The sequence below is a fragment of the Paracoccus pacificus genome (genome assembly GCF_042680785.1).
Classification (GTDB): Bacteria; Pseudomonadota; Alphaproteobacteria; order Rhodobacterales; family Rhodobacteraceae; genus Paracoccus; species Paracoccus pacificus.
This window is the reverse complement of sequence record NZ_JBHUEN010000003.1, coordinates 18,682-36,421: the sequence shown is the minus strand read 5'-3', so window position 1 is coordinate 36,421 and position 17,740 is coordinate 18,682. Positions and strand designations below refer to the sequence as shown.

The 17,740-nt window shown below is 67.4% G+C and carries 18 protein-coding genes; 4 read left to right on the top strand and 14 right to left on the bottom strand.

The genetic code is table 11. From position 1 onward, the window contains the following. Positions 1–51: 51 nt before the first annotated feature. Both ACFSCT_RS00300 and ACFSCT_RS00295 read right to left on the bottom strand, forming a co-directional pair. Complete coding sequence (locus ACFSCT_RS00300) at positions 52–1,308, bottom strand: lytic murein transglycosylase (protein WP_379139293.1); 1,257 nt, start codon at positions 1,306–1,308, stop codon at positions 52–54. A gap of 121 nt (positions 1,309–1,429) precedes the next feature. Further along, positions 1,430–1,765, bottom strand: coding sequence for a hypothetical protein (locus ACFSCT_RS00295; protein WP_379139292.1), 336 nt, complete (start codon positions 1,763–1,765; stop codon positions 1,430–1,432). A gap of 173 nt (positions 1,766–1,938) precedes the next feature. On the opposite strand from ACFSCT_RS00295, the gene ACFSCT_RS00290 reads away from it, so the two are divergent. Then, positions 1,939–2,406 carry a YbaK/EbsC family protein gene (locus ACFSCT_RS00290; RefSeq protein ID WP_379139291.1) on the top strand — a complete coding sequence of 156 codons (468 nt, stop codon included), beginning with the start codon at positions 1,939–1,941 and terminating at the stop codon, positions 2,404–2,406. 9 nt (positions 2,407–2,415) lie between these two features. Here the strand turns inward: ACFSCT_RS00290 and fmt are convergent, their stop codons facing one another. The 3 genes from fmt to def (ACFSCT_RS00275) form a co-directional block, all read right to left on the bottom strand. Beyond that, positions 2,416–3,309: a methionyl-tRNA formyltransferase gene (gene fmt, locus ACFSCT_RS00285; protein ID WP_379139290.1), complete on the bottom strand. Its 894-nt coding sequence runs from the start codon at positions 3,307–3,309 to the stop codon at positions 2,416–2,418. 70 nt (positions 3,310–3,379) lie between these two features. Next, positions 3,380–3,880, bottom strand: a complete 501-nt coding sequence (gene def / locus ACFSCT_RS00280) for a peptide deformylase (RefSeq protein WP_379139289.1) — start codon at positions 3,878–3,880, stop codon at positions 3,380–3,382. After that, the gene (gene def, locus ACFSCT_RS00275) at positions 3,877–4,401 is read right to left on the bottom strand and encodes a peptide deformylase (RefSeq protein ID WP_379139288.1); all 525 of its coding nucleotides are present in this window, start codon (positions 4,399–4,401) and stop codon (positions 3,877–3,879) included. Before def (ACFSCT_RS00275) ends, def (ACFSCT_RS00280) begins: the two co-directional genes overlap by 4 nt. A 105-nt stretch (positions 4,402–4,506) precedes the next feature. On the opposite strand from def (ACFSCT_RS00275), the gene ACFSCT_RS00270 reads away from it, so the two are divergent. Both ACFSCT_RS00270 and ACFSCT_RS00265 read left to right on the top strand, forming a co-directional pair. Then, entirely contained in the window at positions 4,507–5,694 is a 1,188-nt protein-coding gene (locus ACFSCT_RS00270; protein WP_379139287.1) for a MalY/PatB family protein, read from the top strand. Then, positions 5,691–6,563 carry a L,D-transpeptidase family protein gene (locus ACFSCT_RS00265; protein WP_379139286.1) on the top strand — a complete coding sequence of 291 codons (873 nt, stop codon included), beginning with the start codon at positions 5,691–5,693 and terminating at the stop codon, positions 6,561–6,563. The genes ACFSCT_RS00270 and ACFSCT_RS00265 overlap by 4 nt, the downstream gene beginning before the upstream one ends. 12 nt (positions 6,564–6,575) lie before the next feature. Here ACFSCT_RS00265 and rsmD read toward each other — a convergent pair whose 3' ends face one another. Both rsmD and ACFSCT_RS00255 read right to left on the bottom strand, forming a co-directional pair. Next, positions 6,576–7,130 (bottom strand): 16S rRNA (guanine(966)-N(2))-methyltransferase RsmD, encoded by a 555-nt coding sequence (rsmD, locus tag ACFSCT_RS00260; RefSeq protein ID WP_379139285.1) that lies wholly within the window; start codon positions 7,128–7,130, stop codon positions 6,576–6,578. After that, positions 7,127–8,338 carry an NAD(P)/FAD-dependent oxidoreductase gene (locus ACFSCT_RS00255; RefSeq protein ID WP_379139284.1) on the bottom strand — a complete coding sequence of 404 codons (1,212 nt, stop codon included), beginning with the start codon at positions 8,336–8,338 and terminating at the stop codon, positions 7,127–7,129. Before ACFSCT_RS00255 ends, rsmD begins: the two co-directional genes overlap by 4 nt. 81 nt (positions 8,339–8,419) lie before the next feature. On the opposite strand from ACFSCT_RS00255, the gene ACFSCT_RS00250 reads away from it, so the two are divergent. Beyond that, on the top strand, positions 8,420–8,905 hold the full coding sequence (locus tag ACFSCT_RS00250; RefSeq protein ID WP_379139283.1) for a peroxiredoxin: 486 nt from the start codon (positions 8,420–8,422) through the stop codon (positions 8,903–8,905). Positions 8,906–8,916: 11 nt separating this feature from the next. Here the strand turns inward: ACFSCT_RS00250 and ACFSCT_RS00245 are convergent, their stop codons facing one another. From ACFSCT_RS00245 to ACFSCT_RS00215, 7 genes are all read right to left on the bottom strand, one after another. After that, positions 8,917–10,122 carry a GNAT family N-acetyltransferase gene (locus tag ACFSCT_RS00245; protein WP_379139282.1) on the bottom strand — a complete coding sequence of 402 codons (1,206 nt, stop codon included), beginning with the start codon at positions 10,120–10,122 and terminating at the stop codon, positions 8,917–8,919. Between the two features lie 53 nt (positions 10,123–10,175). Further along, on the bottom strand, positions 10,176–10,952 hold the full coding sequence (locus tag ACFSCT_RS00240; protein ID WP_379139281.1) for a glycerophosphodiester phosphodiesterase family protein: 777 nt from the start codon (positions 10,950–10,952) through the stop codon (positions 10,176–10,178). Further along, positions 10,952–11,407, bottom strand: coding sequence for a RidA family protein (locus tag ACFSCT_RS00235; protein WP_379139280.1), 456 nt, complete (start codon positions 11,405–11,407; stop codon positions 10,952–10,954). The genes ACFSCT_RS00240 and ACFSCT_RS00235 overlap by 1 nt, the downstream gene beginning before the upstream one ends. Before the next feature lie 87 nt (positions 11,408–11,494). Next, complete coding sequence (locus tag ACFSCT_RS00230) at positions 11,495–12,058, bottom strand: NADPH-dependent FMN reductase (protein ID WP_379139279.1); 564 nt, start codon at positions 12,056–12,058, stop codon at positions 11,495–11,497. A 73-nt stretch (positions 12,059–12,131) separates the two neighbouring features. After that, positions 12,132–12,767 (bottom strand): hypothetical protein, encoded by a 636-nt coding sequence (locus ACFSCT_RS00225; RefSeq protein WP_379139278.1) that lies wholly within the window; start codon positions 12,765–12,767, stop codon positions 12,132–12,134. Between the two features lie 82 nt (positions 12,768–12,849). Beyond that, positions 12,850–16,305: a chromosome segregation SMC family protein gene (locus tag ACFSCT_RS00220; protein ID WP_379139277.1), complete on the bottom strand. Its 3,456-nt coding sequence runs from the start codon at positions 16,303–16,305 to the stop codon at positions 12,850–12,852. A gap of 141 nt (positions 16,306–16,446) precedes the next feature. After that, complete coding sequence (locus ACFSCT_RS00215; protein ID WP_379139276.1) at positions 16,447–17,697, bottom strand: MFS transporter; 1,251 nt, start codon at positions 17,695–17,697, stop codon at positions 16,447–16,449. Positions 17,698–17,740 lie beyond the last annotated feature (43 nt).

The following is a 17,740-nucleotide window of genomic DNA, read 5'->3' as shown; positions in this document are numbered from 1 at the left end:
CGCGCGGGACAGGTGCCCGCGCGATCGGATTCCTCCGGTCGTTCCGCCGGATCAGCGCCGCAACTGCCCCAGCAGGATCGAGGTCGGATAGCCGTCCGGCGTCACCCCGATCGAACGCTGATAGGCGCTGACCGAGGCCATGGTGCCCGACCCGAACAGCCCGTCGATCTCGCCCTGATAGAAGCCCTTGGCCATCAGCCGCTGCTGGATTTCCTTGCGCTCGGCGGTGGAAAGCGGCCGGTCGTTGCGCGGCCAGCTGCCCTGAACGCCCGCGCGCCCGGCGATCCTGTCGCCCAGAATGGACACGCCCAGCGCGTAATTGTCGCTGTTGTTATAGCGCAGGATCGCGCGGAAATTATCAAGGATCAGGAAGGCCGGCCCACGCGCGCCCGCCGGCATGATGATCGAGCCGGTCCCGCCCGGCAGACCGCCGCCGCCCATACGCCGCACCCCCTGCGACGCCCATGTGGCGGTCGACTTGCGGGTGCCCTTGCCGATCTGGCCCATATTGAACCCCGCCGGCAGTTGCACCTCGGCGCCCCACGGCTGGCCGCGCTGCCAGCCGCTGCGCGCCAGATAAGCCGCCGTCGACGCGAGTGAATCGGTCGGATCGTCCGACCAGATGTCGCGCCTGCCGTCGCCGTTGAAATCGACCGCATATTCCAGATAGCTGGTCGGCATGAACTGGGTGTGCCCCATCGCACCGGCCCAGGATCCCAGCATGTGCTGCGGATCGGTGTCGCCGGCCTGAAGGATCCGCAGCGCCGCGATCAGTTGCGTCGCGAACATCTCGCCCCGGCGGCCGTCATAGGCCAGCGTCGCCAGCGACGGGATGATCTGCATCTTGCCCCGGTTGGCGCCGAAATTCGATTCCATCCCCCAAACGGCCAGCACGATTTCACGCGGAACCCCATAGCGCGCCTCGATCGCGGCCAGCGTGCGGCCGTGCTGTGCCAGCATCTGCCGACCGGTCGAGATGCGCGCGTCCGAGGCGGCGCTGTCCAGATACAGCCAGACCGGGCGCGAGAATTCCGCCTGCTTGCGGTCCAGCCGGATGACCTCCGGGTTGTAACGCGCAATCGCCATCGCCCGGTCATAGGTCGCCGAGGACACGCCCGAGCCCAGCGCACGCGGCTTGAAGGCGGCGATCCAGCGCTGCAATCCGGCCTCGTCCCCCGGTGCGGCGGCGGGGATCGCGGCGGGCACCACCGGAGCGGCGTTCGAGGGCGTGCGGCTCATCGGTCCACCACAGGCGGACAGCGCCATAAGAATCGAAGTCGATACGAGAATGCGGGATTTGATCATCATGTCACTGCCTGTTGAACTGCGTTTCTTTGCTTGTTGAAAAGCAGTCTAACCCAAGCGATTCGGGATGAACAGACAGAGGACCGGCGCGCCGCGAATGTTTCGTGCCGGAAACGGCGGCGGCTTAATCGCCGTCTTCGGCGCCGGGGCAACCTTTGAAAAACGGTTCCATCTGGGCGATGATCACCGCGTCCTCATTAAGGGCCCGGTCCATCAGGGCGCGTTCCTCGTCGGGGATGTCGTCGCCCCCGGCCAGCCGTTCCTCGATCGTGCCGTGGCCGGTGACATCCAGCGGCGCCAGACCCGCCTCTTTCAGGATCGCGACGGTTTCGCGGACGGCCTCGGCCTCATCCTTGCCCGAGGCATAGCATAAAAGCCCCGCGCCGGTGGCCCCGTCCGGCAATCCGTCGCCCGTCTTGCGACCGACCTCGACCAGCAAAGTGTAAACCTGTCCGCTCATCGCAACTGTCCTTGTCCGCTTCGGCCCCGGCCCGATTACGGGCGGCGGCAAGACCGCGCCGATCAGCTTAACGGCAAACTCCGGCCCATGCACCGCGAAACCGACCGGCTTGAGTTTTTCCCGCATATCCTGTTCCTTGCCCCGGCGCAGGCCCAAACCCGGAGCGATCGTTGATGAGCAAAAGTGTCAAGCGCGTCCAGCAGGCGCTGTCCGAAGCCGGCATCACCGCCGATATCGTCGAGGTCGGTCAGGCCCGCACCGCCGCCGAGGCGGCCGAAGCGGCGGGTTGCCACGTCCACCAGATCGCCAAGTCGATCATCTTTCAGGATCAGAACAGCGGCCATGTGGTGTTGTTCCTGACCGCCGGCGGCAACAGGGTCTCGTCCGAGAAAGCCTCGGCCGTGGCCGGTGCGACGCTGGGCAAGGCCGACGCCGACCTGATCCGGGCCGAAACCGGCTTTGCCATCGGCGGCGTGGCGCCGGTCGGCCATCTGGTCCCGATCCGGGCCTATTGGGACCCGAAACTGTCCGAATTCGACACCATATGGGCCGCCGCCGGAACCCCGCGCCACATCTTTCCGATCGCGCCCAAGGATCTTTTGCGGATCACCGGCGCGACCCCTGCCGATTTCACGGTCTGACCCGGCCCCTCATCCCAACACGTCCGGCAGTTCCATACCCCGCAACGCCTCGGCCGCCGGCATGGCGCGCTTGCCCTCGCGTTGCAGCTCCAGAATTTCGATCGCGCCGGTCCCGCAGGCGATGACCTGAGGGGCCAGAACCGTGCCTGGCCGGCCCGCGCCCACCACCACCCGCGACCGCAACAGCTTGAGCCTTTCGCCCCCGGCCAGCGTCCACGCCCCGGGAAACGGCGACAGCCCCCGGATCTGCCGATCCACCGCGTCGGCCGGAAGGCTCCAGTCGATTTTCGCCTCGACCTTGTCGATCTTGGCGGCATAGGTCACGCCCTGATCGGGCTGCGGCACCGCCGCCATTGGCAGCGCGCCCAGAACATCGACGATCAGCCCGGCCCCGATCCGCGCCAGCCGGTCATGCAGATCGCCGCTGGTGTCGGTCGGGCCGATCGGCGTGCGCGCCTCGGCCAGCACCGGGCCGGTATCCAGCCCCGCCTCCATCTGCATGATCGCGACGCCGGTCTCGGGATCGCCGGCAAGAACGGCGCGGTGAATTGGTGCCGCCCCCCGCCAGCGCGGCAGGATCGAGGCATGGATGTTCAGACACCCCAGCCGCGGCGCATCAAGCACCGGTTGCGGCAGGATCAGCCCATATGCCACGACAACCGCGACATCGGCATCGAAAGCCGCGAACGCCGCCTGATCCTCGGGGGATTTCAACCGGGCCGGGGTCAGGACCGGCAGCCCCAGCGCCTCGGCCGCCGCATGCACCGGTGTCGGCCGGGCCTTCTGCCCGCGCCCCGCCGCGCGCGGCGGCTGTGAATAGACCGCCACGACCTCATGCGCCGCCGCCACGGCCTGCAATGCGGGGACCGAGAAATCAGGCGTCCCCATGAAGATCACCCGCATCTGCCGCTCCTTCTTTCTTGTCCAAATATCCCGCGGGGGTCCGGGGGCGCGAAGCCCCCGGGCGCGGCGTTCAGGCCCGCGCCAGCTTGGCCGATTTCGCGACCAGCATCTTGCGGCGCAGGGGCGACAGGTGATCGACGAACAGCTTGCCGTTCAGATGGTCGATCTGATGCTGCACGCTGGTCGCCCAAAGCCCGACGAAATCGCGATCCTCGATCTCGCCGTTCTCGTTCAAAAACCGCACGGTCACCGCCCGCGGCCGCTCGATCTGTGCCGAGACGCCGGGCAGGTTCGGACTGGCTTCCTCGTGCCGGCGCATCTGGACCGAAGCATGCAGCACCTCGGGGTTGGCCATCCGCACCACCTGACCGCGCTGGGTCGAGGCATCGACCACCGCCAGCCGCTGCATGATCCCGATCTGCGGCGCGGCAAGCCCGACCCCCGGCATCGCCTCCATCGTGTCGACCATGTCGTCCCAGATCATCCGCACGGTTTCGGTGATCGCGGCGACCGGTTCGGCCGGCCGATGCAGGCGCCGGTCGGCATAGGGCAGGACGGCGCGGCCGGTCACGCCTCGCGCGCCCGTTCGCGCTTCAGTTTCACCATCTTGCGGGTGAACATCTGGCGTTTCATCGGCCCGATATGGTCGATGAACAGCACGCCGTTCAGGTGGTCGAGCTCATGTTGCAGGCAGGTCGCCCAAAGCCCTTCGAAATCGCCGGTCTGGCGCTTGCCGCCCAGATCGGTCCATTCGGCGCGGACCTGCGCGGGGCGCGTCACCTCGGCGTAGAGATCGGGGAAGGACAGGCAGCCTTCCTCATAGGTATTCGGCTCGTCCGACTGCCACAGGATTTCGGGATTGATCAGCACCATCGGCTTCGGCGGCGCCTCGGGATCCTTGGTGCAATCCATCACGAACAGCCGCTGGATGACACCGACCTGAGGTGCGGCCAGGCCGACGCCCGGCGCCTCATACATGGTGGCCAGCATGTCGGCCGCCAGTGATTCGATATCGGGCGTCACGCGGCCAATGGGGCTGCACAGCTTTTTAAGCCGCGGGTCGGGGTGTAGGATGATCGGGCGCAGGGTCATCCGGCGGATTTAGTCGATGCCCGGCCGTCCCGCAATATCCGCCATCTTTCCCCGCATGACATGACTGCTATAAACAGGCGGCATGGATAGGATGGACAGGACGCAATGACCCCAGATTTCGACGAAGTCATCAACCGTATCGGTACGAGCTGCTCCAAATGGGATGAAATGCACAAGGCCTACGGGGTCAGCCCCGATGACGGCCTGTCCATGTGGGTGGCGGACATGGATTTCCGTCCCCCGGCGGCGGTGCAGGCCGCGCTGGAGAAAGCCGCGGATCACGGCATCTATGGCTATCCGGCCAGCACCGACCTGCCCTATCTGGACGCGATCCGCTGGTGGATGCAGAACCGTCACGGCTGGACGGTCGAACGCGACTGGATCCTGTCGGTGCATGGTCTGGTGAACGGCGTCGCGCTGTTGATCGACACGTTCACCAAACCCGGTGACGGCGTGGTCCTGATGACCCCGGTCTATCACGCATTCGCCCGCGTCATCCGCGCCTCGGACCGGGAACTTGTCGAACTGCCCTTGGCGATCGACGATCAGGGCAAGCTGGCGCTGGACTGGGACAACTGGAAAAACGCGCTGACCGGCAATGAAAAAATGCTGATCCTCTGTTCGCCGCACAATCCGGGCGGCCGGGTCTGGAGCAAGGAGGAATTGCGCGAGATCGCGGATTTCTGCGTAAAGCACGATCTGATTCTGGTCAGCGATGAAATTCACCACGATCTGGTCATGCCCTCGGCGCCACGCCATACCGTGACCGCCCTTGCCGCACCGGATATCGCGAACCGGCTGGTTACGCTCAGCTCGGCGACCAAGACTTTCAACATCGCCGGCGCGCATCTTGGCAACATGATCATCGCCGATCCCGATCTGCGGGCCCGGGTGCAAAAGCGCATGATGGCGCTTGGCATTTCGCCCGGCCTGTTCGGTCTGCGGATGGTCACCGCCGCCTATTCGCCCGAGGGCGCGGTCTGGGTCGACAGCCTGAACGAATATCTCGATCAGAACCGGCGCGTGTTCGATGACGGCGTTTCGGCGATTCCGGGTCTGCGGTCGATGCCGCTTGAGGCGACCTATCTCGCCTGGGTCGATTTCAGCGATACCGGCATGGCACCCGAGGAATTCATCCGCCGGGTTCAACAGGATGCCCGCATCGCCGCCAACCACGGCACCAGCTTCGGCCGGGGCGGCGAAAGCTTCCTGCGGTTCAACCTTGCCACGACGCGCGCCTCGGTGCGTCAGGCGGTCGAGCGTCTGCAAAGCGCCTTTGCCGACCTGCAATGAAGGGGCTGGCGCGGCTGTTCTCGATCCTGTCGCTGGCGCTTTTGGCGGCGGCGGTCTGGCTGTTCTTGCAGTCGCAGGGATCGCTGCCGTCGCGCCCGTCCGATACCGGCGACCCGGCGGCGACGGCCCAAAGGCCCGCCACCGGCACCGGCCCCGCCACCGGATCGGGGACCAGATCGGCGACCGGGTCGGGCAGCGCCCCGACCACCGCCAATCCTTCGGCCACGCGAACACCGGCTGCCCGGACGCCTTCTGACAGGCCGGCGCCGTCCTCATCGGGGCGACCGCCGCGATCCATGCCCGATGCGCCGGACCTGCCGCTGCCGATTCCGGAAAATCCGCGCCTGCTTCTGCCAAGACTGCCCGATATATCGGGGGCGCTTCGCGGTATTTTCGGGCGCAACCCGCCCTCGTCCCAGCGATCCGAGATTCCCGACCGGCCGATCACCGGACCGATCGACCGCATCGTGATCGAGAAATCAGCCCGCCGCCTGACCGCCTATCAGGACGGGCGGGCGATCCGTGAATTCCGGGTCGATCTGGGTTTTCAGCCCTTTGGCGACAAGGAAAAGCAGGGGGACGGCCGCACCCCCGAGGGCTTGTTCAAGGTGGACCGCCGCAACGACAAAAGCGCCTATCACCTGTCGCTGGGCCTGAACTATCCGCGCCCGCAGGACCGGGCGCGGGCCCGGCGCGCCGGTGTCGATCCGGGCGGCGACATCTTCATCCATGGCGAGCCGAACAAGCTGCCAAGCCGCACGCGTCTTGCGGCGGACTGGACCGCCGGCTGCATCGCCATCACCAACCCGCAGATCGAGGAACTTTTCCGCGCCACCGCCATAGGCACGGAAGTCGAGGTTAGACCCTGAACGACGGGGGTCTCAGGCGGCGCAGATCGTCACCACCGAATCGCCGTAGCGGCGCTGATCCAGCAGCTTCAGCCCCGGTGGCACAGCCGGCGGCCGGCCTTCTTCCCAGATGACGGTGGCGCCCGGCGCGATCCAGCCGCCCGCAAGCGCCGAAGCCATGGCGCTTTCGCCAAGACCGGTCGCATAGGGCGGGTCCAGAAACACCAGATCATAACCCGCGCCCCGGTTCTCGCCCAGTTTCGTGGCGTCGCGGCGCCAGATGTCGGTAACGCCCTGCGTCCGGGTCAGCTCGATATTGCGGCGCAAAAGCGCCCGCGCCGCCACCCCGTCGTCAACGAACGAGGCCCGCGCGGCGCCCCGCGACAACGCCTCCAGTCCCAGCGCGCCGGTGCCGGCGAAAAGGTCCAGCACGCTGGCGCCGTCAATCGCCACGTCAAGGCTGTTGATCAGCAGGTTGAAGATCGATTCCCGCACCCTGTCGGTGGTCGGCCGCAGATGCGCCGAGGCGTCGCCGGCACCCACCTCGGCCAGTTTGAGGCCACGGAACCTGCCGCCGATAATCCTCATTTCAGCAGGGTTTTCAGATCCGTGGCCGGATCGCCGACCAGATCCGGCGCGGCATTGCGGCCGGCGTCGATCAGGCGCTTGCCGACCATATAGGCACGGGCGTCGTTCAGCGCGTCGACCGCGATCAGCCGCCCGTCCCGCCAATACCAGACCGAGCCGCCATGTTCACCGTCGCCCGGGCGCCGCACCACCTGGTCAAAGCCGGCATTCAGCCCGGCGATCTGCAGTTTCGCGTCGAACTGGTCCGACCAGAACCACGGTTTCGGCTGATAGGGTTTTTCGGCCCCGAGCATATTCGCGGCGATCAGATCCCCCATGTCGATGGCGTTGCCCACGCTTTCCAGCCGCAACCGCCGCCCGTCATGGGGAAAGGACGCGCAATCGCCCGCCGCCCAGATCGCCGGGTCGCTGGTACGGCCGGTCCCATCCACCGCGATGCCGTTGTCGATGTTCAGCCCGGCGTCCCGCGCCAGCGCGACATCGGGGTCGATGCCGATGCCGACGACGATCAGATCGGCGGGAATCTCGCGGCCGTCGGCCAGCCGGACGCCCTCGGCGCGCTCGGTTCCGATCAGGCGATCCACCGCCGCGCCCTCGACGATCCGGACGCCCTGCGCGACATGCAGCCGGCGGATCATATCCGCGGTTTCGGCCGATGCGACGCGGCCGAGGATGCGCGGCGCGGCCTCGATCAGGGTCACCTCCATGCCCAGCTTGCGGCCGACCGCCGCGGCCTCCAGCCCGATATAGCCGCCGCCGATCACCGCAAGGCGACGGCCGGCCCGCATGTCGGGGGCCATGGTATCGACATCGGCAAGGGTGCGCACGGTGAACACGCCGCCCAGATCGCCCCCGATCGCGGCCGGCAGACGGCGCGGCACGGCGCCCGTGGTCAGGGCAAGCGCATCATAGCCCAGCGCGGCGCCGTCATCGGTCAGGACCTGCCGGCCGGCGCGGTCGATGCCCGTCACGGTTCGGCCGAGGCACAGGGTTATGTCCTGATCCGCCCAGAAATCCGCGCCCCGCAGCAGCAGGCGATCCAGCGCCATATCGCCAAGCAGATAGGCTTTGGACAGCGGCGGCCGCTGATAGGGGGCGACCGGCTCGGCCCCGATGACGGTGATCGGGCGCGTATCACCCAGCGCGCGCAAACGCGCCGCCATCGAGGCCGCCGCCTGCCCGGCGCCGATGATGACTGTTCCGGCCATGATCCTTCCCCTGCTCTGGCTCTTCCCGGTTCGGCTGCTATAGTCGCCTCCGAAGGTTTTCACAAATTCAAGGGGGCTGCCATGTCTATCGCCAAAGGATCAAAACTACCGCAGGCCGATTTGCTGAAACTGGGCGAGGGCGGCCCGGAAAAACTCGCGCTGTCCGAGGTGATCGGCGCCGGCCGCGCGGTGGTTTTCGCCGTTCCGGGCGCGTTCACCCCGACCTGCACCAATTCGCATATGCCGAGCTTCGTCAAAAACGCGCAGGCATTCCGCGACAAGGGCGTGCCGGTGGTCGCGGTGACCGTCAACGATCCCTTCGTCGCCGATGCATGGGCCAAGGCGACCGGCGCGACTGACGCCGGAATCACCGTTCTGGCCGATGCCGACGGCGCGTTCACCAAGGCCATCGGCATGGATTTCGACGCCGCGCCCGCCGGGCTTTACGGCCGGTCCAAGCGATATGCGATGATCGTCGACAACGGCAGCGTCGATGTGCTGGAGGTCGAGGATAAACCCGGCGTCTGTTCCGTCACCGGCGGCGATTCGATCCTGAAGCAGCTCTGATCGGTTCAGGGTCAATCCTGTTCGGGCCCGCCGTCGCCTGCGGCATCGCCGCCCCGGCGAAACGGGCCAAGATGGGTCAGGATATCCATTTCCTCATCCACCGCCGCGCGTTCGCTGTCCAGAAACTGGGCCACCGCGCGGCGGAAACCGGCATCCGCCAGCCAATGCAGCGAATGGGTCTGAACCGGCAGATAGCCGCGCGCCAGCTTGTGTTCGCCCTGCGCGCCCGCCTCGACCCGGGGAATGCCGCGCGCGATCGCCCAGTCGATGGCCTGATGATAGCAAAGCTCGAAATGCAGGAAGCGGTGATCCTCGATCGCGCCCCAGTATCGCCCGTAAAGCGCCTCGGGCCCGATCAGGTTCAGCGCCCCCGCGACCGCCTGCCCGTCGCGTTCGGCCATGACCAGAAGGCAGTCATCGCGCATCGTCTCATGCAGGCGCTGAAAGAAATCGCGGGTCAGATAGGGGCGCCCCCATTTGCGGCTGCCGGTGTCCTGATAGAATTGCCATAACGCATCCCAATGATCGGGCTGGATCTGATCGCCGGTCAACTGCCGGATGGTTCCGCCGAAACCCTGCGCGCGCGCCCGTTCCTTGCGCAGCGCCTTGCGCTTGCGCGACGACAGCCGGGACAGGAAATCGTCGTAATCCGCGTAACCGTCGTTCAGCCAGTGGAATTGCTGGGTGCTGCGGGTCAGCCAGCCGCCGGGCGCGTCGGCGGCCTCGGCCGCCTCGGCGGCGGTGCAGAAGGTGACATGGGCCGAGGACAGATCGGACTGCGCCGCGATCCGCGCCATCGCCGCCAGCAGCGCCCGCCGCACCTGCGGATCGGGTGACAGCAGCCGGGCGCCCGTCACCGGGGTGAAGGGCACCGCGCATTGCAGCTTGGGGTAATACTGGCCGCCCGCGCGCTCCCACGCATCGGCCCAGCCGTGGTCAAAGATGTACTCGCCCTGACTGTGGCTTTTGATATACATCGGCGCCGCGCCGACCAGTTGGTCACCGATCCGCGCGGCCAGATGCGCGGGCGTCCAGCCGGTGCGGCCGCCAACCGATCCCGAATCCTCCAAGGCGGCCAGAAATCTGTGGGCGGTAAAGGGGTTGCCGTCGCCCAACCGGTCCCACTCCGCCGCCGGTACGGCGGAAATGGCCGGAAGCACCGATATGGCAAGCTCGGTGGCGGGGTTCGGGGCGGCGGGGTTCAGATCGGCTTGCAAGGGCGTGTTTCCTGGTTCGGCGCCCCCGCAATATAGGCACCGAACCCGATCAGTTAAGCCGCAGGGCCGGGCATCGCGGCGGCATATCCTTCAAAAGTGATGTTATCGGCAACCTTGCGCGCCTCGGCCTCGGCCTCGGGCGAGCGGATCGTCCAGCACAGGATCGGCACCCCGTCCGCCTTCAGCGCGGTCACCCGCGGATTATGCAGGTCCTTGTGGTGGTGCGAGATGAAGCTGGCCCCGACCCGGTCGAAATCGCCGATCCGGGCCAGATGCTCGCGCGCGTCGGCATCCAGCATCGGCCAGTCGTCGGCCGGAAAGTCGCAGGTAACAAGGCCGACCGTGGCATCGGGCATCGCCTTGTGCATCGCGGCGACCGAATAGGGGTTGAACGACATGACCGCAAACGGCCCCTCATACCCCCCCAGAACCTCGGCGACGGTCTGTTCGAACGGCCCCACGTTCGGGCCCATCTTGCCGTCCTGATCCTTGATCTCGATCAAAAGCGGCACCCGGCCAGCCACGATCTCCAGCACCTCGGCAAGCGTCGGGATGCCCTTGTCATGGCCGGTCAGGATGGTCTTGCCCAATTCCTCGGCGCTGATGTCGGCAAGATAGCCCTGCTCATCGGCCATGCGCATCAGGTCATAGTCGTGAAACACCATCGGCACGCCGTCGGACGAGGGTTGCAGGTCGAATTCCACCCCATAACCGGCGGCGACTGCGGCCTCGATGGCGGCAATGGTGTTTTCCGGGCGTCCGTCGCGCTTGTCGTGATAGCCGCGATGGGCGATCGGCAGACGCAGGAAATCGGGATGAAGCGCGGACATCAGGCAACCTCGAAAATGGCTTCGATTTCAAGCGCGACACCGCGCGGCAGCGCCGGCGCGGATACCGCGGCGCGGGCGTGGCGGCCGGCATCGCCGAAAACCTCGACCATCAGGTCCGAACAGCCGTTCACCACCTCGGGCTGATCGCCGAAATCGGGGGTCGAGTTGACGAATCCGGTCAGTTTCACCACCCGCGCCACCCGGTCGAGCGAACCCAGCGCCGCGCGTGCCTGCGCCAGCAGCGCCAGCCCGCAAGCCCGCGCCGCTTGCGCGCCCGCCGCCACATCCATATCGGCGCCGAGCTTGCCCCGGATCAGCCCGTCGGGGCCGTTCGAGATCTGGCCCGAAACGTAAAGCAGATTGCCCGAGATCTGATAGGGGACGTAATTGGCGACCGGGGCCAGAGCCTCGGGCAGGACAATCTTCAGCTCGGCCAGCCTGGCATCATGGGACATTTGGCAGCTCCGTCATAAATCGGGCCGATCCTAGGACGGATCGGCCCGGAAGTGGAAGCCCCATCTGGACGCTTGCCCGCGGGACGATCAGCCGCGCAGAGGTTTCAGCGCCTCGGCCCAGCGGCCGAGTTCGGCGATCATCACATCGGCGCTGTCCTGAACGATCTTCGGCGCATCGAAACGGCCGTCCTTCAGATGTTCGAAGACCATCGGCACCGCCACCTGTTCGGGCAGCGGCATAACCTTGACGGTGGTCAGGATTTCCTTGGTGCCCTGGGTCGCGCGCATGCCGCCCGAAATCCCGCCATAGGACGCGAAGCCGGCCGGTTTGTAATTCCATTCCAGCGCCAGATAGTCGATAGCGTTGAAAAAAGCCGGAGGCGGCGCGAAATTATATTCCGGCAGAACGAAAACGAACGCATCCGAGCCGGCGACGATCTCGGACCACCGCTTGGTGTGCTCCTTGGTGTATTTCTGCGCGCGCGGGTGATGCGGCTCGTCCAGCAAGGGCAGGTCGATCTCCAGCAGGTCGGACAGAATCACCTCATCAAAGGCGCCGGGATTGGCCTTGGCGTATTCATAGAACCAATGGCCGACCGGCTCGCCATTGCGACCGGGGCGGGTGCTGGTGATGATGACGTTCAGTTTCATGGGTGCTTCCTTCGGGGTTTTCCGCACCCGACCTAGGCCTATCGCCGCGCCGCGGCAAGCATCCCGCCGGCGATCAGCAGAAATCGCTCAGCAACTCCCACCCATCAGGGCGACGGAACAGGTACAGATTGCCGCCGCCGCCATAGACGAACCTCCCCTTCATCGTGCTGCCGACCTGAAGGACGAACTCCGCTCCGTCAGTGTTCTGCGATGATTGTATCCATTGCGGCCAGCCACCGACAAGCAGCGGGCGGTCATCGTCGCCCGGATCGTTTGGATGATCGAAGAACCAGTCAGCATCGCCGGACCACGCGACGGCGTTCGGCACGCAATGAGCAAAGTCGTCCCAGTCCGGTCGTTGGGTGGTGCCGGTCTCGGCGTGCAGCTGGAACAAGGTGAAAGCGTCGCCGTCATTGGAATTGCGCCCGATTGCCGCCGGGGCGTTCTCGGGCGCAGAAAGTTCACGGATGATGAAATCGCGGCCTTCCATGAACTCGCCGAGATCCGGTTCAAGGCCAATCCAGAACAGCAGATAATCCGCACGGAAAGCGCCGCGTTGAGTCACCGGCAAGTCGGCCACACGGATCTGGAACAGCGGGCGCATCCTTGGCGCGTCTGCCGGCGCGGGCGCGATGAAGTTTCCACCCCACCAGCTTGCCAGTCGCGTGTCGGCTGGGCGCTGCCCGCCGAGCCGGAAGGCGGTGATCATCCGGTCCGAGGCGGCCAGAAGCGCCCTGGCCTCGGCCCATTCCCGTTCGGTCGGCTCTCGCTCGGTCATCGGTGATGCTCCTTCAGGCGACCAGCGCCTCGGCCCGCTTCAAATCGACGCTGACCAGCTGGCTGACCCCCTGTTCAACCATGGTCACGCCGAACAGCCGGTCCATCCGCGCCATGGTCACCGCATGGTGGGTGATGATCAGAAAGCGCGTGCGGGTGCGCCTGGTCATCTCGTCCAGCAGGTCGCAGAACCGGCTGACGTTGGCGTCGTCCAGCGGCGCGTCGACCTCGTCCAGCACGCAGATCGGGGCGGGATTGGCCAGAAACACGCCGAAGATCAGCGCCAGCGCGGTCAGCGTCTGTTCGCCCCCCGACAGCAGGCTGAGCGTCGACAGCTTCTTGCCCGGCGGCTGGCACATGATCTCCAGCCCGGCCTCAAGCGGATCGTCGGATTCGACCAGCACCAGACGGGCCTCGCCGCCGCCGAACAGATGGGTGAAAAGCGTGCGGAAATTGGTGTTCACCTGATCGAAGGCCGCCAGCAGCCGTTCGCGCCCCTCGCGGTTCAGGCTGCCGATGCCGGCGCGCAGCTTGCGGATCGCCTCGGTCAGTTCCTCGCGTTTGGCGCTGAGCTGGTCGCGTTCTTCCGCCAGTTCGCGCTGATCCTCGTCGGCGCGCAGGTTGACGGCGCCAAGCGCCTCGCGGCTGGCGCGCAGACGGGCGATGCGATCTTCTAGCTGCGTGGCGGGTGGGATCGCCTCGGGGTCGGTGTCCAGCCCGGCCAGAAGCGCCTGCGGCGTATCCTCGGTTTCCTCATGGATGCGGGCGCGGGCGGCGGCTTCGGCGTCGCGGGCGGCATCGGCGCGGGCCTCGCGCATGGCCCGGGCTTCGCGGGCGTCGGATGCGGCACGCTCGGCCTCGCGCTCGGCCTCGCCGGCACGGCGCAGCGCCGCGTCGGCCTCGGTCAGTGCCGCCTGCGCCCGGGTCAACCGCGCCTCGGCGGCGGCTTCGGCCTCCACCAGACTTTCGCGCCGCGCCGCCAGCGCCGCGGGCATCGCCTCGGCCGTTGTCAGTTCCGCCGCAGCCTCGGACCGCCGGCCTGCCAGTTCCTGCGCCCGCCCCCCGGCCTGATCCAGCCGCAGCTGCCAGCCCGAGCGTTCCTTGGCGATCTCCTGCAAACGCCGGGTGCGGGCGGTATCCTCGCGCCGCAGTTCCTCCAGCGCCGAACGGCGGCTTAGCGTGGCGATCCGCGCCGCCTCGACCCCGGTGCGGGCATGTTCGACCGCCGCCTGCGCGTCGCCGCGATCCGGCAGATCGGCAAGCTGCCGTTCAGCCTCGGCCAGCCGGGACCGGGCGTCGCCGGCATCGCCCTGATGGCGCGCGAGTTCCAGCCGCGCCGATTCGGCCCGCGCCTCGGCCAGCGAGACATCGGATTCGGCGCGAGTCGCGGTGCGGGCGGCATCGGACAACCCGCGCTCGGCCTCGCGCCGGGCGTCGCGGGCGGCTTTTTCCTGTGCGGTAATATCACCCAAGGCCGCGCTGGCCGTCTGATGGGCGGCGCGGGCGGCCTCGGCGCGCTGATCCGCGGCCTGCGATTGTCCCGTCACCTCGGCCAGTTGGTTCACCTTTTGCAGGTGCAGCGCGGCGGAAGACGAGTTTTCCCCCGCCATGACCCGCAGCCCGTCCCAGCGCCAAAGGTCGCCCTGCGCGCTGACCAACCGCTGACCGGGCCGCAGCGCGGCCTGCATCGCCTGCCCGGCCGCGGCATCGGCGACCAGCCCGACCTGTGACAGCCGCCGCACCAAAGCGGCAGGGCCATTCACATGCGGCGCGATCGGCTGCGCGCCCTCCGGCAAAGGCGCAGCGTCGTCATAACCGGGAAGCGTGCGCCAGCCGCCCTGTTCGTCGTCGGCCAGCCCGAGCCGCAGATCGTCGCCAAGCGCGGCGCCAAAGGCGATCTCATAGCCCTTGGCGACCCGCACCTTGTCCAGAATGGCGGCGCCGCCGCTGTCGTTGCGCTGCACCAGCTTTTTCAGTGCGGCGAGTTCCGCCGCCAGTGCCCCGGCCTCGCCCTCGGCCTCGGCGCGGGCGGTGCGGGCGGCGGATTCGGCGGCTTCGGCCTCGGTCCGCGCGGTCTCGGCGGCCAAAAGCGCGGCCTCGGCCTCATCGGTACGGGTCCGGGCGGCGGCCTGTTCGGCCTGCGCCTTGGCCAGCGTGGCCTTGGCGTCCGCGCCGGTCGCGGCGGCCTGCGCCTCGGCCGTCTTTGCGGCATCGGCGGCGCTTTCGGCACGGTCCAGCATGCCGCGCAGATCCGTCGACAGCCGCTCGGCCGATTGATGGCGCGCGGCCAGACGCGCCGCCTCATCGGTCAGTTCGCCCAGCTTCGCCTCGACCTCACGCAGCGCTTCGGACGCTTCTTCGGCGGCGGTCGCGGCGGCCTTCTGGCGGTCGTCATGACCCTGCCCGGCCTTTTCAAGCTCGGTCGCTTCCCACGTCAGCCGGCCGATGACCTCGCCCGCGTCGCGGTTCAGCGCGGTCTCCCGATCATGGTCGCGGTCAAGCTGGGCGATCCGCGCGGTCAGCTTGGTGATGGTTTCACGCGCCTGCGCATCCTGCGCATCCAGCCCCTCGCGCTCGATCCGGGCGCGGGACAGGACGGCGTTGGCGATGGTTTCCTCTTCGCGCAGCGGCGGCATCGCGGTCTCGGCCGCCTCGCGTCCCGATTGCGCCTTTCGCGCCCCGACCTCGGCCCGCGCGGCCTCTGCCACGGCCTCTGCCAGCGCGATCGCGGCCAGATCACGGGCACCCTCGGCCTCGGCCCAGCGGCGGTACAGCAAAAGCCCCTCGGCCAGCCGCAATTCGGCGCCGATCTCGCGGTATTTCGCCGCCGCGCGCGCCTGTCGCGCCAGCGCCGCCGCCTGCGTCGTCAGCTGCTCGATCACGTCGTCAACGCGGGTCAGGTTGGCTTCGGCCGCGTTCAGCTTCAACTCGGCCTCGTGCCGGCGCTGATACAGGCCCGAGATCCCGGCCGCTTCCTCGAGGATCCGGCGGCGGCTGCGCGGCTTGGCGTTGATCAGTTCGGAAATCTGCCCCTGCCGGACCAGCGCCGGCGAATGCGCGCCGGTCGAGGCGTCGGCGAACAGCATCTGCACGTCGCGGGCCCGCACCTCCTTGCCGTTGATCCGGTAGGCCGAGCCCGCATCACGGGTGATCCGCCGTGCGATGTCCAGCGCATCGGAATCGTTGAAACCCGCAGGCGCCAGCCGGTCACCGTTGTCGATGGACAGCGAAACCTCGGCATAGGCGCGGGCGCCGCGGCGGGCGGCACCGGCGAAGATCACATCCTCCATCCCGTCGCCGCGCATCGCGGTGGGGCGGTTTTCGCCCATCACCCAGCGCAGCGCCTCGAGCAGGTTCGACTTGCCGCAGCCGTTCGGCCCGACCACGCCGGTCAGCCCGTCGTGGATCACCAGATCGGTGGGGTCCACGAAGCTTTTGAAGCCGTTGAGCCGAAGTCGGGTGAAATGCACGGGTCGCGCCTTGCCTGTAGGGATTCGTCTTTTCAGACGACTGTCGCCCCAGCCCGGCATGCGAGTCAAGCAATCACGCAAAATCTGGTGGCGTTTAGGCGGTTATCCACAAGATTTACACGGATCCCCTAAAGCTGGGCGTTACCCGGATTTCGGGTCGATCAGCCAGTCCCGCTTGCGCAGATCGGGGAAAACCGTGGCCCAGATCGCCACCACGGCCAGCGTGCCCGCGCCGCCCAGGACGATCGCCGGGACAAGGCCGAACAGCGCCGCGGTGGCGCCCGATTCGAACTCGCCAAGCTCATTCGACGCGCCGATAAAGACCGCGTTCACCGCCGAGACCCGGCCCCGCATGTTGTCGGGCGTCTCGGCCTGCACCAGCGTCTGGCGGATGACCACGCTGAACACGTCCGAGGCGCCGAGCAGCCACAGGATCGCGAAGGTCAGCCACAGGTTATGCGACAGGCCGAGTGCAATGGTCGCAAGCCCGAACACCGTCGTGGCGATGAACAGTTTGCGCCCGGCGTTGCGCTGGATCGGGAACCGGCCCAGCAGGATCCCGACCATGGCCGCGCCCACCGCCGGCATGGCCCGCAATATGCCCAGCACGCTGGGGCCGGCGTGCAAAAGCTCGACCGTGATGATCGGCAACAGCGCCGTGGCGCCGCCCAGAAGCACCGAGAACATGTCAAGCGAGATCGCGCCCAGAATAACCGGATGCCGGCGGATGAACCCCAGACCGGCCAGCGCCTCGCGCCAGCCCGCCGGCGGCCGGTCGGTGCTGTCGTTCCGGCGGCGGATGAAGATGTTGGCGATCGCCGCCACGGCGTAGAATGCGGCCGCGCAGGCGAATGGCAGGGCGGTCCCCGCCACATACAGCATGCCGCCCAGCGCCGGCCCCGCCACCGTCGCGATCTGCCCGACCGAGGATGAAAACCCCATCAGCCGGCCAAGCTGCTGGCGGGGCACGACATTGCCGGCCATCGCCTGCGCCGCCGGACCCACAAACCCGCGTACCGCGCCAAGGACCAGATACAGGGCGTAGATGAAACCGATCCGGACCTGTCCCCCGGTCACCACGATCAACAGAAGCAGCGTCACCGCGGCGTTGATGGCCAGCCCGCTGGCCATGATGATCCGCCGGTCGTGACGGTCCGCCATGATCCCCGAAAACAGCATCAGCGGCAGGCGCGGCGCAAAGGCGATCAGCCCGACCAGCCCAAGCGACCATGCGCTTTGCGTTACCTCATAGACGGTCCAGCCGACCGCCACGTTCACGATCTGCGTCGCCGCGACCCACAGAAACCGTGAGACAAGGAAAAGCCGGGCGTCGGGGTTGCGCAAAAAACCGAAACTGCCGGCGCTGGCATCCGGCATGTCTGAAACGGGCATAAGGGTCCTTCCGCGAAAGGGCCGGCCGGATCGCGGCAGATCA

Coding starts and splice junctions, on each gene's coding strand:
- ACFSCT_RS00300 (WP_379139293.1), bottom strand. CDS start 1,308: ATGATGATCAAATCCCGCATTCTCGTATCGACTTCGATTCTTATGGCG.
- ACFSCT_RS00295 (WP_379139292.1), bottom strand. CDS start 1,765: ATGAGCGGACAGGTTTACACTTTGCTGGTCGAGGTCGGTCGCAAGACG.
- ACFSCT_RS00290 (WP_379139291.1), top strand. CDS start 1,939: ATGAGCAAAAGTGTCAAGCGCGTCCAGCAGGCGCTGTCCGAAGCCGGC.
- fmt (WP_379139290.1), bottom strand. CDS start 3,309: ATGCGGGTGATCTTCATGGGGACGCCTGATTTCTCGGTCCCCGCATTG.
- def (WP_379139288.1), bottom strand. CDS start 4,401: ATGACCCTGCGCCCGATCATCCTACACCCCGACCCGCGGCTTAAAAAG.
- ACFSCT_RS00270 (WP_379139287.1), top strand. CDS start 4,507: ATGACCCCAGATTTCGACGAAGTCATCAACCGTATCGGTACGAGCTGC.
- ACFSCT_RS00265 (WP_379139286.1), top strand. CDS start 5,691: ATGAAGGGGCTGGCGCGGCTGTTCTCGATCCTGTCGCTGGCGCTTTTG.
- rsmD (WP_379139285.1), bottom strand. CDS start 7,130: ATGAGGATTATCGGCGGCAGGTTCCGTGGCCTCAAACTGGCCGAGGTG.
- ACFSCT_RS00255 (WP_379139284.1), bottom strand. CDS start 8,338: ATGGCCGGAACAGTCATCATCGGCGCCGGGCAGGCGGCGGCCTCGATG.
- ACFSCT_RS00250 (WP_379139283.1), top strand. CDS start 8,420: ATGTCTATCGCCAAAGGATCAAAACTACCGCAGGCCGATTTGCTGAAA.
- ACFSCT_RS00240 (WP_379139281.1), bottom strand. CDS start 10,952: ATGTCCGCGCTTCATCCCGATTTCCTGCGTCTGCCGATCGCCCATCGC.
- ACFSCT_RS00235 (WP_379139280.1), bottom strand. CDS start 11,407: ATGTCCCATGATGCCAGGCTGGCCGAGCTGAAGATTGTCCTGCCCGAG.
- ACFSCT_RS00230 (WP_379139279.1), bottom strand. CDS start 12,058: ATGAAACTGAACGTCATCATCACCAGCACCCGCCCCGGTCGCAATGGC.
- ACFSCT_RS00225 (WP_379139278.1), bottom strand. CDS start 12,767: ATGATCACCGCCTTCCGGCTCGGCGGGCAGCGCCCAGCCGACACGCGA.
- ACFSCT_RS00215 (WP_379139276.1), bottom strand. CDS start 17,697: ATGCCCGTTTCAGACATGCCGGATGCCAGCGCCGGCAGTTTCGGTTTT.